General features: G+C 73.7%; 16 protein-coding genes. 7 read left to right on the top strand and 9 right to left on the bottom strand.

The genetic code is table 11. The features are described from left to right. Positions 1-56: 56 nt before the first annotated feature. Positions 57-1001, top strand: coding sequence for a ribose-phosphate diphosphokinase (locus tag KUM39_RS23290; RefSeq protein WP_217787715.1), 945 nt, complete (start codon positions 57-59; stop codon positions 999-1001). A gap of 60 nt (positions 1002-1061) precedes the next feature. Here KUM39_RS23290 and KUM39_RS23285 read toward each other — a convergent pair whose 3' ends face one another. From KUM39_RS23285 to KUM39_RS23275, 3 genes are all read right to left on the bottom strand, one after another. Beyond that, the gene (locus KUM39_RS23285; protein ID WP_217787714.1) at positions 1062-1436 is read right to left on the bottom strand and encodes an anti-sigma factor antagonist; all 375 of its coding nucleotides are present in this window, start codon (positions 1434-1436) and stop codon (positions 1062-1064) included. 190 nt (positions 1437-1626) lie between these two features. Continuing rightward, a complete protein-coding gene (locus tag KUM39_RS23280; RefSeq protein ID WP_217787746.1) occupies positions 1627-2118 on the bottom strand; it encodes a TetR/AcrR family transcriptional regulator in 492 nt (163 codons plus the stop codon). A gap of 68 nt (positions 2119-2186) precedes the next feature. Next, positions 2187-2549, bottom strand: a complete 363-nt coding sequence (locus KUM39_RS23275; RefSeq protein ID WP_217787713.1) for a DUF1304 domain-containing protein — start codon at positions 2547-2549, stop codon at positions 2187-2189. 149 nt (positions 2550-2698) lie between these two features. On the opposite strand from KUM39_RS23275, the gene KUM39_RS23270 reads away from it, so the two are divergent. Next, positions 2699-3091 carry a VOC family protein gene (locus tag KUM39_RS23270; protein ID WP_217787712.1) on the top strand — a complete coding sequence of 131 codons (393 nt, stop codon included), beginning with the start codon at positions 2699-2701 and terminating at the stop codon, positions 3089-3091. 54 nt (positions 3092-3145) lie between these two features. On the opposite strand, the gene KUM39_RS23265 is transcribed toward KUM39_RS23270, so the two are convergent. Beyond that, positions 3146-3451 carry a DUF4235 domain-containing protein gene (locus KUM39_RS23265; protein ID WP_217787711.1) on the bottom strand — a complete coding sequence of 102 codons (306 nt, stop codon included), beginning with the start codon at positions 3449-3451 and terminating at the stop codon, positions 3146-3148. A 28-nt stretch (positions 3452-3479) separates the two neighbouring features. Further along, a complete protein-coding gene (locus KUM39_RS23260; protein WP_217787710.1) occupies positions 3480-4520 on the bottom strand; it encodes a glutathione S-transferase family protein in 1041 nt (346 codons plus the stop codon). A 105-nt stretch (positions 4521-4625) separates the two neighbouring features. Between KUM39_RS23260 and KUM39_RS23255 the strand changes: the two genes are divergently transcribed. Then, entirely contained in the window at positions 4626-5777 is a 1152-nt protein-coding gene (locus tag KUM39_RS23255) for a cation diffusion facilitator family transporter (protein WP_217787709.1), read from the top strand. A gap of 92 nt (positions 5778-5869) precedes the next feature. On the opposite strand, the gene KUM39_RS23250 is transcribed toward KUM39_RS23255, so the two are convergent. Together KUM39_RS23250 and KUM39_RS23245 are read right to left on the bottom strand one after the other, a co-directional pair. Further along, a complete protein-coding gene (locus KUM39_RS23250; RefSeq protein ID WP_217787708.1) occupies positions 5870-6316 on the bottom strand; it encodes a nitroreductase family deazaflavin-dependent oxidoreductase in 447 nt (148 codons plus the stop codon). Between the two features lie 90 nt (positions 6317-6406). Next, positions 6407-7036, bottom strand: a complete 630-nt coding sequence (locus KUM39_RS23245; RefSeq protein ID WP_308288215.1) for a LysE family transporter — start codon at positions 7034-7036, stop codon at positions 6407-6409. A 295-nt stretch (positions 7037-7331) separates the two neighbouring features. On the opposite strand from KUM39_RS23245, the gene KUM39_RS23240 reads away from it, so the two are divergent. Then, complete coding sequence (locus tag KUM39_RS23240; protein WP_217787707.1) at positions 7332-8582, top strand: cytochrome P450; 1251 nt, start codon at positions 7332-7334, stop codon at positions 8580-8582. A 12-nt stretch (positions 8583-8594) separates the two neighbouring features. Beyond that, positions 8595-8795 carry a ferredoxin gene (locus KUM39_RS23235; protein WP_217787706.1) on the top strand — a complete coding sequence of 67 codons (201 nt, stop codon included), beginning with the start codon at positions 8595-8597 and terminating at the stop codon, positions 8793-8795. A 106-nt stretch (positions 8796-8901) separates the two neighbouring features. Here the strand turns inward: KUM39_RS23235 and KUM39_RS23230 are convergent, their stop codons facing one another. Beyond that, a complete protein-coding gene (locus KUM39_RS23230; RefSeq protein WP_217787705.1) occupies positions 8902-9753 on the bottom strand; it encodes an endo alpha-1,4 polygalactosaminidase in 852 nt (283 codons plus the stop codon). Between the two features lie 245 nt (positions 9754-9998). On the opposite strand from KUM39_RS23230, the gene KUM39_RS23225 reads away from it, so the two are divergent. After that, on the top strand, positions 9999-10967 hold the full coding sequence (locus KUM39_RS23225) for an aldo/keto reductase (protein ID WP_217787744.1): 969 nt from the start codon (positions 9999-10001) through the stop codon (positions 10965-10967). 322 nt (positions 10968-11289) lie between these two features. Next, positions 11290-12834: an RICIN domain-containing protein gene (locus KUM39_RS23220; protein ID WP_217787704.1), complete on the top strand. Its 1545-nt coding sequence runs from the start codon at positions 11290-11292 to the stop codon at positions 12832-12834. A gap of 8 nt (positions 12835-12842) precedes the next feature. Here KUM39_RS23220 and KUM39_RS23215 read toward each other — a convergent pair whose 3' ends face one another. Next, positions 12843-13307 (bottom strand): universal stress protein, encoded by a 465-nt coding sequence (locus KUM39_RS23215; RefSeq protein WP_246620614.1) that lies wholly within the window; start codon positions 13305-13307, stop codon positions 12843-12845. Positions 13308-13413: the final 106 nt, after the last annotated feature.

Genomic DNA, 13413 nt, shown 5'->3' with positions numbered 1-13413 from the left:
GGGTTCACTACAGTGAGGACACGGAATGCCCCTGCTGATCACGCGAGGAGCGGATCGTGCGAGACATCGCCGTCTTCACCGGAAGTGCCCACCCCGAACTGGCCCGGGAGGTCTGCGCGCACCTCGGAGTGCCGCTCAGCCCGACCCGGGTCAGCCGGTTCGCCAACGACTGCCTGGAGGTGCAGCTCCAGGCCAACTGCCGGGAACGGGACGTCTTCCTGATCCAGCCGCTGGTCCGCCCGGTGCAGGAGCACCTGGTCGAACTGCTGATGATGTGCGACGCGGCGCGCGGGGCCTCCGCCGCCCGGATCACCGTCGTCATGCCGCACTACTCCTACGCCCGCTCCGACAAGAAGGACGCCCCGCGCATCTCGCTGGGCGGCCGACTGGTCGCGGACCTGCTCACGGCGGCCGGAGCGAGCCGGGTCCTCGCCATGACCCTGCACGCCCCGCAGGTGCACGGTTTCTTCTCGGTCCCGGTGGACCACCTGCACGCCCTGCGCGAACTCGCCGCGCACTTCCGGCAGTACGACCTGACCCGCACCACCGTCGTCTCCCCGGACCTCGGCAACGCCAAGGAGGCCGCCGCGTTCGCCCGGCTGATCGGCGCCCAGGTCGCCGCCGGGGCCAAACAGCGCTTCGCGGACGACCGGGTGAGCATCAGCTCGGTCATCGGCGAGGTCACCGGGCGCGATGTGATCGTGCTGGACGACGAGATCGCCAAGGGCAGCACGGTCATCGAACTGCTCGACAAGCTACGGGAGTTGGGCCCGCGCTCCATCCGGGTCGCCTGTACGCACGGTCTGTTCGCCTCCGGCGCCCTCAAGCGGCTCAGCGACCAGCCCGACGTGCTGGAGATCGTGTGCACCAACACGGTGCCGGTACCGCGGGAGGAGCACACCGACAAGCTGCGGGTGCTGTCCATCGCCCCCGCGCTCGCGGAGGCCGTCCGCCGCATCCACAACGGCGAGTCGGTGAGCGCGCTGTTCGAAGAGAGCTGAGAACGGGCCTGCCCCGAACTCCCTTTCAGGAAAGACGAGTTCGGGGCAGATACCCGAAGATCAGCCGGATGCCGCGCCCGCGTGCGCCAGGGCCGCGTCCAGCGTCGGATGCGGGGGCAGCAGCCGGGCCAGACCCGTGATGCGCAGCACGCGCAGGGTCAGCGGGTGGGCGCACACCAGATGCAGCCGCCCGCCCCGGTCCACCACCCGGCCGCGCGCCCGGTGCAGCAGACGCAGCCCGGAGCAGTCGAAGAACTCCACGCCGGTCAGGTCGATCACCACGCTCACGCCCGCCGGATCGGTGACCCGGTCCAGCTCGGCGGCGAGCAGCGAGGCCGCCGCGATGTCGATCTCGCCGCGCAGTTCCAGCACCGTGTGCCCGCGTTCCTCATGAACGCGCAAGTGCCGGGAGAGGGGTATCGGCTCCCGCTGCACGGCACCACCTCCCCCAGCCGCCCGTACACCCGTTCACCGGTTGTCAAGTTACCCTGAACGAACGGGATTTGAGCACCGCGCGACAGGGGGTTGCGGCGAACGGTGAGAAATTTCCGGCGCGGTGCGTCTCCCGTGCCGACAGCGGCCGGTCCGCCGGCTGTGACGGCCGGGGGTCACCGCACGCGCCGCCTCACCGGCTGCGGTGCAGCGCGATCAGCAACTGCCACACCTCCAGGGCCACATCGTCCGGCGACCCGGTCAGCAGCCCGTGCAGCCAGTCCGCGAGGACGCCCGTGAACGTCGCCGCCACCGCCGAGGCGACCAGCGGTGCGTCCGGCGCACCCGCCAGGTGCCGTTCCAGCAGGCTGCGGGCGCGCAGGTCCCGGTGCAGCAGATGCCCCAGCGGCCCGCCGCCGCCCGGTGTCAGCAGGGAGCGGTAGAGGCCCGCGTGCGCGGGGAGCGCGGCGAAGAACTCGCGCAGCGCGGGCGGGGCCACCGCCGGATCGGGTCGGCCGCGCCAGGCGTGCAGCGCCTCCACCGCCCGGTCCACCACATCCGCGCAGGCATCGACGGCCAGCGCCTCCAGCCCGTCGTAGTGGGTGTAGAAAGTGGCCCGGCCCACTCCCGCCCGGCGCACCAGCGCGGCCACGCCCACCTCCGCGAGCGGGTGCTCCGCGCACATGTCGAGCAGCGCCGCGCGCAGCCGGGCCCGGGTGCGCGCGGCGCGTGGATCGGCGTCGGCCGGGCGGTTCAACGGGCGATCAGTACCGCGGCCAGCGCGACGGCACCGGGCACCCCCTGCGCGTACAGGATGCGCGGGTTCGCGGTCACCGCGCCGTACACCCCCGCCACCACGACGCACGAGAGGAAGAACACCTGCGCGGCGAAGCCGGTCGGGTCGGACGCGATCAGGCCCCACACCAGTCCGGCCGCCAGAAAGCCGTTGTAGAGGCCCTGGTTGGCGGCGAGCGGCGCGGTCGTCGCGGCCAGTTCGGTGTCGAACCCGTGGAACCGGCGCCCCGGAGCGCGCTGCCACAGGAACATCTCCAGCACCAGGATGTACGCGTGCAGCGCGGCCACCAGGCCGACCAGTACGTTCGCCACGATCTCCATGACCCCAGGGCCTCACTTTCTTGGACGGGTGTCCAGCATAACCGGACGACTGTCCAGGAAAGTGTGCGGGGCCGCCGCGCGCAGATGAACCCCGCTCGCCGGGATATCCGCAAGGGGATAAGGAGATTCACCGGGAGCCGGGAGGAAACGTGACACTGGTCAAGACGGGCATGGTGGTGCTGGACTGTGCCGAGCCCGAGAAACTCGCCCCGTTCTACGAGGAGTTGCTGGACGGCGAACAGACCGCCGCGTCCGCCAACCTGGTCGAGATCCAGGGCGCCGACGGCATGCGGCTCGCGTTCCGCCGGGACGTCAACGCCACGCCCCCGAGCTGGCCCCGGCCGGAGAACTCCCTCCAGGCCCACCTGGAGTTCCGCGTCGAGGACCTGGACGAGGCCGAGCGCCGGATCGTCGCGCTCGGCGGCCGTCCCGTGGAGACCCGCGATCCGGCGGGCCCGTACGAGGAACGCGGCTACGCCGACCCGGCCGGGCACTCGTTCGTCCTCCGCCTCCTCCCGCAGACCGCCCCCAAGCAGGGCTGAGACCGCAGGCACGCGTAAGGGCCGGTGGCCACCGGCCCCTGCGCACGTGCTGTTCTAGTCCCGGCCGCCCTTGTCGGCCACCGGCCACACCCCGGTGGAGCGCTCGATGGCCTTGGCCCCCGTGCGGTCCACGGCGCTGCGGACCACCGCGAAGATCGCGCCCTGCACGGCCGCCGCGAGCAGGATCTCGCCCCACCCGCGGTCCCGGTCCAGCGCGTCCGGCGCGTCCTCCTCGTGCCGGACGGCCATCCACGCCTTGCGGAACGCCATACCGGCGAGCGCGCCGCCCGCCCAGCTGAGCACGAAGCCGACCGGCTTGTAGGCAAGCGGGAGCTTCTTCTTGGTCTTGTTCTTCGCCATGAGACTCTCCTTCCTCGTCCTGCCGACCTCATGCGACCCGGCCGCGCGCCCCCACCCGTTCGCCCTCCGGCACCGGTCCGGGCGGGGTCCCGTCCCCGAACGGGCGCCCGCCCAGCTCCTCCCGCCGGTGCGGGCTCAGCCAGCCGGACAGATCCGGGCCGAGCGGCACGATCCCGGTCGGGTTGATGCCGGTGTGCACCTGGTAGTAGTGCCGCTTGATGTGGTCGAAGTCCACCGTGTCCCCGAACCCCGGCGTCTGGAAGAGGTCCCGGGCGTACGCCCACAGCACCGGGTTCTCGGTGAGCTTCCACCGGTTGCACTTGAAGTGGCCGTGGTAGACGGCGTCGAAGCGGACCAGTGTGGTGAACAGCCGGATGTCCGCCTCGGTGAGGGTGTCCCCGACCAGATAGCGCCGGTCCGCCAGCCTCCGGGCGAGCAGTTCCAGCCGCCGGAACACCCCGGCGCACGCCTCCTCGTAGCGGGCCTGGTCGTGGGCGAACCCGGCCCGGTACACCCCGTTGTTCACCTCCTCGTAGACGTCCGCCATCACCGCGTCGATCTCGTCGCGCAGCCGCTCCGGGTACAGATCGGGGGCGCCCGCGCGGTGGAGCGCGGTCCACTCGGTGGCCAGGTCCAGGGTGAGCCGCTGGTAGTCGTTGGTGACCAGCACTCCACTGGGCACGTCCACCACGGCGGGCACGCTCACCCCGCCGGGCGCGTCGGGCTCCCGCTTCGCGTACGCCTCCGCCAGGAACCGGATGCCGAGCACCGGGTCACGGCCGCCGGGGTCCAGGGTGAAGCGCCAGCTCCGGTCGTCCTGGACGGGGTCGGTGACGGCCATCGGCAGCGCCTCCTCCAGACCGAGGAGCCGCCGCGAGATCACCGCCCGGCTCGCCCAGGGGCAGGCCCGTGACACCACCAGCCGGTAGCGCCCGGCCTCCACCGGCCAGCCGTCCCGGCCGTCGGCGGTGATCCGGTCCGTGAAATGGCTCCGGGACCGGCTGAACGCCTTGCGGCCGTACGTCCCGTTGCCGCCGCCCGCCGTGCCGTCGCCGTCGTCGCCGCCCATACGCGCCTCCTGGTCCACGGGACCGTCCCGGTCCCGGATGACACGTTCCCCTTTTCGCCCGGTCGGCACGGTGTGATCGGCCGGGGCCGGGGCAGTCGGCCAAGGATGAGCGGGACATTCTCGGAACGCGAGCGCGCCGCACGCACGGGCGCCGACACCACTGGCACCACGGACCCGGCCGGCACCACCGAAGGCGACGGGCACCCACCCGCCCCCGACGGCGGCCACGACACCTCCGGAACCCAGGACACCTCCGGAACCCAGGACACCCCCGGAACCCACCGGCCGGGCGAGCCGGGCAAGGACGACTCCGGGAGCGGCGACGACCAGCGGACCAAGGTCACCGTCCTCGTCGCCCTCGCCGCCAACCTCGTCATCGCGGCGGCCAAGGCGGTGGGCGGCATCTTCGCGGGCTCGCCCGCGCTGCTCTCGGAGGCCGCGCACTCGGTGGCGGACAGCCTCAACGAGGTCTTCCTGCTGGCCGCGCTGCGCCGCAGCCGCCGCCCCGCGGACCGCCGCCACCCCTTCGGCTACGGCAAGGAACGCTTCTTCTGGTCGCTGCTCGCGGCCGTCGGCATCTTCGTCATGGGCGGCTGCTTCTCGTTCTTCCAGGGCTTCGAGGCGCTGCGCGAGGGCGCCCAGGAGTCGTTCAGCGGCTATGTCGTGGGCCTGATCGTGCTCGGCGTGGCGCTGCTCGCCGAGGGCGCCTCGCTGCTGCGGGCGCTCCATCAGGTCCGCAGCCAGGGCGGCAGCATGCGCGACCCGGCGCTGCGCACGGTCGTCGCCGAGGACGGCACGGCGGTCCTCGGCGTCACCCTCGCCATCGTCGGCATGGCACTGCACATGATCACCGGCCAGGTGGCCTGGGAGGCGTCCGCGTCGCTCGCCATCGGCGTGCTGCTGGTCTACGTCGCCTACCGGCTCGGCCGGGACGCCCGCGACCAGCTCATCGGGGAGGCCGCCGACCCGGAGCTGAGCGCCCGGATCAGGTCGCTGCTGGACGCGCAGCCGGAGATCGACAGCGTGGAGGCGCTGTTCACCATGCAGATGGGGCTCGACTCCACGCTGGTGGCCGCACGGGTGGATCTGGTGCCGGGCCTGGACAGCGAGCGGGTGGAGGAGGTCGCGGACCGGATCAAGGGGTCCATCTCGCACGTCTTCCCGGACGCCGGTCAGATCTTCCTCGACGTCACCGACCGTACGGCCGGACGGAAACACGGGGACCCCGCCACGACGGGGGGACGTGGCGGGGCCTGACGGCCGGGTGCCCGGCCGGGAGCGGGTCATGCGCCCGCACCCCGGCCGGTGTGCCGCTCCGGCCCTTCCCGGTACGGCACGGCCGGTGGCGCTCAGTCCTGGACCGGCTCCAGGACGAACACCGGGATCTCCCGCTCGGTCTTCTTCTGGTACTCCGCGTACGGCGGGAACGCGGCGACCGCCCGCTCCCACCACTCGGCCTTCTCCGCGCCGGTCACCTCACGGGCCCGCATGTCCTGCCTGGCCGGGCCGTCCTGCAGCTCGACGCGCGGTTCCGCCTGGACGTTGAAGTACCAGACCGGGTGCTTGGGCGCCCCGCCGACGGAGGCGACGGCCGCGTACTTCCCGTCGTGCTCCACCCGCATCAGCGGGGTCTTGCGGATCTTGCCGCTCTTCGCGCCGAGCGTGGTCAGCACGATCACCGGCAGCCCGGTGTCCCGCAGCGTGGTGCCGCGCGTCCCGCCCGAGCCCTCGTACAGCTCGACCTGATCGCGCACCCACTGCTCGGGACTCGGCTCGTACTCGCCCTCAAGTGGCATGGACTCTTCTCTCCTCGGTCGGTCGGAAGGGACTACGGCGGCTGCAACAGCACCGGGCGCCGGAATCATCCGGGGCGCACCGCCCGCCGGTCATCCCGGTGCCAGTGCCGTGCGCACCGCCAGCACCATGATCACCCCGCTGGAGGCCAGCGCGGTGACCAGACGCCCGCGCGGCCCGGTCAGCGCCCGCCCGAGCAGCGCGCCGCCCCCGGCCAGCAGCAGCTGCCAGCTCGCCGACGCGGCGAACGCGGCGGCGACGAACACCGCCCGCCCGGCGGGCCGTACGGCGTCGGCACCGCCGGTGCCGAGGACCAGCGCGGCGAAGTAGAGCACCGTCACCGGGTTCAGCAGCGTGACCCCGAGCAGGCCCAGGAACGCCCGTACCGGACCCGGCGGCGGGAAACCGGTGCGCTCCGCCGACCGGCCCGCGCGGTGGCGGCGCCAGGCGGCGTACGCCCCGTGGACGGCCAGTACGGCGAGCACCAGCACCGACACCCGGCGCAGTGGGTCCAGAACCGGCCGCAGCGGGGCGGCCAGTGCGGTGCCGCCGAGGACCGCGAGCAGTGCGTACAGGCCATCGGCGGTGGCGACCCCGAGCGCCGCGCCGACGCCCGTACGGAAGGGGGCGCGGGCGCTCAGCGAGACCAGATACGTCCCCACCGCGCCCACCGGGACCGCGATGCCGTACCCGGCGAGCAGCCCCGCCGTCAGCGCGTTCACCGGCGTGCCGGGCCGGGCCTCCCACGGGTGCCGGGCCGCTGTCGGCGTCCCACCGCCAGGACGGTGGGACGGGCCGGCGGCACAATGGAGGAAGTCATCGGCATGGCCGGATGCTGCGGCTCCGGGGCCCGCCGGGTCAACCGAATTCCCCGGCCCCGCCCGCCCCGGCGCCGTACGGAACCGGCCGTACGCCTTCGGTCGCCGATCTGGCCGAGTCCCGTGTCGCCACATAGGTGCCTCGGGCATCTAATGGGGCGTGGTACGACGCACCTCCTTTCGTCTGCGAGGTCTTCCCATGACGGACACGACGGACACGACGGAACTGACGGACACCACCGGCCACACGGCCCCGGCCGGCCCCGTCGCCTTCCCCCAGGACCGCACCTGCCCCTACCACCCGCCCACCGGGTACGCCCCGATGCGCGGCGCACCCGGCCTGTCCCGCGTCACGCTCTACGACGGCCGTGAGGTCTGGGCCGTCACCGACCAGGACACCGCCCGCACCCTGCTGGCCGACCCCCGGCTCTCCACCGACCGCACCCGGCCCGGCTTCCCGGTGCCCACCGAGCGGTTCGCCCGCGCGGCACGGGAGCGGCGGGTCGCGCTGCTCGGCCTGGACGACCCCGAACACCGCACCCAGCGGCGGATGCTGATCCCGTCGTTCACCCTGCGCCGCGCCGCGGACCTCCGGCCGTCCATCCAGCGGACCGTGGACGGGCTGCTGGACACCATGCTCGAACAGGGGGCACCCGCCGACCTCGTCTCCGCGTTCGCGCTGCCCGTGCCCTCGATGGTGATCTGCGGGCTGCTCGGGGTCCCGTACGCCGACCACGAGTTCTTCGAGGAGCAGTCCCGGCGGCTGCTGCGCGGCCCGGCGCCCGAGGACACCCTCGCCGCCCGCGACGCGCTGGAGGGCTATCTCGGCGGCCTGGTGGACGCCAAGGCCCGGGGGACCGAGCCCGGCGACGGCGTGCTCGACACCCTCGTACGCGAGCAGTACGGCGAGGGAGCGCTCGACCGCCGGGACCTGATCGCGCTCGCCGTGATCCTGCTGGTCGCCGGGCACGAGACGACCGCCAACATGATCTCGCTGGGCACCTTCACCCTGCTGCGGCACCCCGACCGGCTGGCCGAGCTGCGCGCCGACCCCGCGCTGCTCCCGGCGGCCGTCGAGGAGCTGATGCGGATGCTGTCCATCGCGGACGGCCTGCTGCGGATGGCCCTCACCGACATCGAGGTCGCCGGGACCACCGTCCGGGCCGGGGACGGCGTCCTGTTCCCCACCTCCGTCATCAACCGCGACCCCCGGCAGTACGCCGACCCCGACACGCTCGACTTCCACCGGGCGAGCCGCCAGCACGTGGCGTTCGGGTTCGGCGTCCACCAGTGCCTCGGGCAGAACCTGGCGCGGGCCGAGCTGGAGATCGCGCTCGGCACCCTGATCCGGCGGCTGCCGGGGCTCCGGCTGGCCGCGCCCGCCGACGAGATCCCGTTCAAACCGGGCGACACGATCCAGGGGATGCTGGAACTCCCCGTGAGCTGGTAAGAGGGTCGGGCCATGCACATCGACATCGACAAGGATCTCTGCATCGGCGCCGGGCAGTGTGCCCTGGCCGCCCCGGACGTGTTCACCCAGGACGACGACGGCTACAGCACGCTGCTCCCCGGCCGCGAGGACGCCGCCGGGGCCCCGATGGTCCGCGAGGCCGCCCGCGCCTGCCCGGTGGGCGCCATCAGCGTGAAGGAGACGACCGGCTGACCGCCCGTCACCCCCGGAGGCCCGCGCCCCCTCGCGCGGGCCTCCGCCCGTCCCGCCCACGGACCCCGTACCGCACCCGGACACGGCGGTGGCGGCGCCCGCTCCCTCAGCCCGTCTCGCGGACGTACGCGTCCTCGTCCGGCGTGGAGACGTCCAGGTCCCGGCGGACGACGGCGATCCGGCCGCCCCAGCGGGCCACCGCCCTGCGCAGCCCCTCGGCGGTGTACTCCACGTCCACCACGCGGTCGGCGTACGCCTTGGCGTACACCTCGCACTCGTCGTACTGCCCGCACTCCTCCGCGACCGCGAAGTCCAGGCCCGCCTCCCGGCGGCGGCCGGTCAGTTCGGCGGTGTTCTTCTGCCCGACGGCCAGGTGCCGGAGGTGCGCGTGCCGGGTGAGCAGCCGCATGAGGGCCACCGCGTCGTCGGCGGTCAGCAGCCCGTGCGAGCGGGTGTAGCTGTCGTAGTTGTCCAACTCGACCGCGGCGAAGCCCTTCTTCGCGCAGCCGTCCGTCCAGCCGTTGACCCGCTCGGCCACCCGCTCCCGCTTGGCCGGGGTGCGCAGGTCGAGCAGTGCCTCGTTCCAGTCGGTGTCCACGACCACCGTGCCGCGCGCGTCCCGCAGCAGCAGGTCGGCGGGCCAGGAGGCGCGCTCCTCGGGCTGGGCCTGGAACCCGTTGACGTAGCAGATGTTGTACAGGCCGGGCGCCGGGGAGTCCGAGCGGTCCCGGCTGACGATGCCGACGCCCTCCGGCGGGGGATAGGCGCCGCCGATCTGGTAGTCGAAGCCGGTGTGGCGCGGCAGCGGCCGGAAGGCCGGGGAGTCCGGGGACGCGGCCCCGTCGTCGTGGCCGCCCGCCGAACAGCCGGTCAGTACGCTCGCCGCCGTCACGAGGGCGAGCAGTGCCGCGCGGCGGGCCCCCCGGCCCGCGACGCGGAAGGAACCCTTGGTGGGCACGTCCGCTCCATCGGTTCGCGGGTGCGGCCCCGCCGGGCCGCGCACCTGGGCCGCCCGGTCGCCTGGGTCCGGTACCCGGCCGTGGTCGGCGGCCCGGCGCCGGTGGTGGGCGCACCTCTGGGTGCCCCGCCTCCGGCACGGCACCCGCCGATCCAACCGCCGTCCCCCCGCCGGGGTCAAACCCGCACAGGGAGCGGTCGTACCCTCAGCGTGACGAAAGCCCTCCGCACGCAAGGGATATGACGATGGAGTACGTGAAGCTCGGCTCGACGGGCCTGGACGTGTCGCGGATCTGCCTGGGCTGCATGACCTACGGAATCCCCGACCGGGGCAACCACGAGTGGACCCTGGACGAGGAGGCGTCCCGGCCGCTGATCCGGCAGGCGCTGGAGGCGGGCGTCAACTTCTTCGACACCGCCAACGTCTACTCGGACGGCACCAGCGAGGAGATCGTCGGCCGCGCGCTGCGCGACTTCGCCGAGCGCGACGACATCGTCCTCGCCACCAAGGTGCACGGCCGGATGCGGCCCGGCGCCAACGGCGCGGGACTCTCCCGCAAGGCGATCATGTCCGAGATCGACCACAGCCTGCGCCGCCTCGGCACCGACTACGTCGATCTGTACCAGATCCACCGCTTCGACCACGAGACGCCCGTCGAGGAGACGATGGAGGCGCTGCACGACGTGGTCAAGGCGGGCAAGGCCCGCTACATCGGCGCCAGTTCGATGTACGCGTGGGAGTTCGCCAAGGCCCAGCACACCGCCGAGCGGAACGGCTGGACCCGGTTCGTCTCCATGCAGAACCACTACAACCTGCTCTACCGCGAGGAGGAGCGGGAGATGCTGCCGCTCTGCGCCGACCAGGGCGTGGGCGTGCTCCCGTGGAGCCCGCTGGCGCGCGGGCGGCTGACCCGCGACTGGGGCACCGTCACCGGTCGCAGCAGCACCGACGCGTTCGGCGGGAGCCTCTACCTGGAGGGCGACCACGCCATCGTGGACGCCGTCACCCGCATCGCCGGTGAGCGGGGCGTGCCGCGCGCGCAGGTCGCCCTCGCCTGGCTGCTGCACCAGGACACCGTCGCCGCCCCGATCGTCGGCGCGTCCCGGCCCGGCCACATCGAGGACGCGATCGCCGCCGTGGACCTGCGGCTGTCGGAGAAGGAGATCGGGAAACTGGAGCAGCCCTACACGCCGCGCGCCGTCAGCGGCCACTGAGGTGCGGCGCGCGGTTCCGGACGGGTACCCCCGTACGCCGTCCGGACCCGCGCGTATTTCCTTTGACCGAACGTCAATAAAGGGTATTCCCTCCGCGCAATGACAAAGGCCACCCGACCGCTTGTTGTCCTGCGCGGGGCTGTGCAAAAGTAGCCGGGCCGGTGTGCGGGGAAAATGAGTTCCCGGAAAAGCGCGCCGAGCGCCACCGTACGCCCCACCCACTCCAAAAGAGCTGCTCCGGGCGGACGTTGACGGTACGGAATCCCGTGCCGTACCGCTTGGTACGCACTATTCGTCGTGTCGCGTCCGGAGGAATACAGCCGTGAATGACCGAGGCCCGTCGGAATCCATTCCGCCCGCTCCCCGGTTCGACGCGTCCGACGAGCAGCTCGGCGCCGAGCTGAAGAACTGGACGGGAACGGCCGCCTCCCCGCACCCGGTCGGCGAACTCCTGGACCGGCACTGGGAGGCCGCGTTCACCTACGCCCGGCTCTGCGCCGCCGGGCCGCGCGCCGCCGGGCTGCTCACCACCGCCGCCTTCACCCGGCTGTTCGGCGACTCCTTCCGCATGTCCGGCCCCTCCGCCGCCTGGCGCCCCGAACTCCTCGTCACCGTCCGCCGGATCGCCGCCGAATGGGACGCCGACGACCGCCGCGAGCAGCTCCACCCCACCCTGCGGCCCCTCACCGGCGCCGGTCAGCGCGCCGCCGCGCTGCTGCTCCCCTCCGCGCGCCGCCGACTGCTCTCCCGCGCCTTCCAGCGGCTCCCGCAGTCCGCCCGCGCCGTGCTCTGGCACACCGAGGTCGAGGGCGAACCCCTCGCCGTCCCCGCCGCCCTGCTCGGCCGGGACGAGGAGGGCACCCTTACCGAACTGCGCCGCGCCCGCGAGAGGCTGCGCGAGGAATGCCTCCAGGCGCACCGCGAACTCGCCCCCGACAGCGAGTGCCGCGGCTACCTGCGCATCCTCGACGTCACCTTCCGGCGCACTGGCACCCCCGTCGATCCCGACCTCGGCGCCCACCTCGAACGCTGCGCGCACTGCCGCCGCACCGCCGAACAGCTCCAGCGGTTCGGGGACGGACTCGGGCTCGCGCTCGCCGAGGCGGTCCTCGGCTGGGGCGCCGACGCCTATCTGCGGGCCCGCCGCGCCGCCCCGCCGCCCTCCGCCCCCGTACCCGCGCCCACCCCCGCACCGGCCCGCCCGCGCCGCTCCGTACGGCGCGCCGCCGCCCGCCGCGCCCGCCGACGCACCCTCGCGGCGGCCGTCGCCACCGCCGCCGGGCTAATCAGCGTCCCGCTGGTCCTCTGGACGGTGTACGGCGGCGGCGACACCCCGCCCCCCGCCGCCACCCGCACCCCCGCGCCGGGCACCGCCACCGCGGCCCCCTCCTGGGCGGCCCGCGGCAGCACGCCGACGGACGGCGTACTGCGCGGACGGCTCCGCGACCAGGCGTCCGGTCTCTGCGTCGGCGTCGTCGGCACCCGGGCCGTCGAGGGCGCGGAGACCGTCCTCGTCGCCTGCTCCTCGGTGGCGAGCCAGCAGTGGACGTACGAGACCGACGGCCTGCTGCGCAACACCTCCGCGCCCGGCCTCTGCCTGGACTCCCGGCTCGCCTTCTCCGTCCGCCTCGCCCCCTGCACGGCCACCGGCCGCACCATCCGCTACGACTACACGCTCCCGGGCGCCCTCGTACCCCGCTCCGACCAGGACCTCGCCCTCACCCCGGCGGCCACCGACGGGTCCGGCGCGCTCGTCCTGAAGAACCGGTCCGCGACCGCCGCCCAGCGCTGGACCGTGGACGCGGGCGCCTCCCACCCGCGCATGAAGGTCGTCAACTGGAGCGGCGGCGAACGGCCGATGGCCTAGTGCTGCGCTCAGTGCGGGGGTGGTGGGATCGTGCCCAGGGGCGGGGCGGGCTCCGGCCAGACCAGGAGGACCGGGCAGGGTGCGTGGTCCACGGCGAACCGCGCGGCCGGGCCCAGGCTGTGCGGGCCGAGCCGGGTACGGTCCCCGTCGCGGGCCAGCACCAGCAGGTCGGCGCCCTCGGCGGCGGTCACCACCTCGCGCTCCACCCGCCCCGCGCGCTCCTCCACCGCGCAGTCCCGGCCCAGCCGGTCCGCCGCCGCGTCCAGCAGACCCGCGGCCGAGGTCCCGCCCAGCCGCTCCAGCAGTCCGCCCGGATCACGCTCGGGCCGCCCCCGCCCCAGCAGCCCCGCGAACGCGCCGTGCGCCACTCCGGGCACGTCGGGCCCGCTCACGTGCAGCAGCACGACCTCGCTGTCCGGCGGGGCGTGGGTGCGCACCGCGTCCACACAGGCGGGCCAGGTGCCCTCCACCAGTCAGGCGATCACACGCATCCGGTCGGCCTCCCTCGGTCCACGCGTCCGGCGAACGCGTCCCCGACCTGATAACCCGTCCGCGCCCGCCGGAACCCGCCCTCACCCC

Source organism: Streptomyces corallincola, from assembly GCF_019104725.1.
In the GTDB taxonomy this organism is placed as follows: Bacteria; Actinomycetota; Actinomycetes; order Streptomycetales; family Streptomycetaceae; genus Streptomyces; species Streptomyces corallincola.
This window is presented reverse-complemented; position numbering and strand designations above follow the sequence as displayed.

Coding starts and splice junctions, on each gene's coding strand:
- KUM39_RS23280 (WP_217787746.1), bottom strand. CDS start 2,118: ATGTGCGCGGAGCACCCGCTCGCGGAGGTGGGCGTGGCCGCGCTGGTG.
- KUM39_RS23275 (WP_217787713.1), bottom strand. CDS start 2,549: ATGGAGATCGTGGCGAACGTACTGGTCGGCCTGGTGGCCGCGCTGCAC.
- KUM39_RS23265 (WP_217787711.1), bottom strand. CDS start 3,451: ATGGCGAAGAACAAGACCAAGAAGAAGCTCCCGCTTGCCTACAAGCCG.
- KUM39_RS23260 (WP_217787710.1), bottom strand. CDS start 4,520: ATGGGCGGCGACGACGGCGACGGCACGGCGGGCGGCGGCAACGGGACG.
- KUM39_RS23255 (WP_217787709.1), top strand. CDS start 4,626: ATGAGCGGGACATTCTCGGAACGCGAGCGCGCCGCACGCACGGGCGCC.
- KUM39_RS23250 (WP_217787708.1), bottom strand. CDS start 6,316: ATGCCACTTGAGGGCGAGTACGAGCCGAGTCCCGAGCAGTGGGTGCGC.
- KUM39_RS23240 (WP_217787707.1), top strand. CDS start 7,332: ATGACGGACACGACGGACACGACGGAACTGACGGACACCACCGGCCAC.
- KUM39_RS23235 (WP_217787706.1), top strand. CDS start 8,595: ATGCACATCGACATCGACAAGGATCTCTGCATCGGCGCCGGGCAGTGT.
- KUM39_RS23225 (WP_217787744.1), top strand. CDS start 9,999: ATGGAGTACGTGAAGCTCGGCTCGACGGGCCTGGACGTGTCGCGGATC.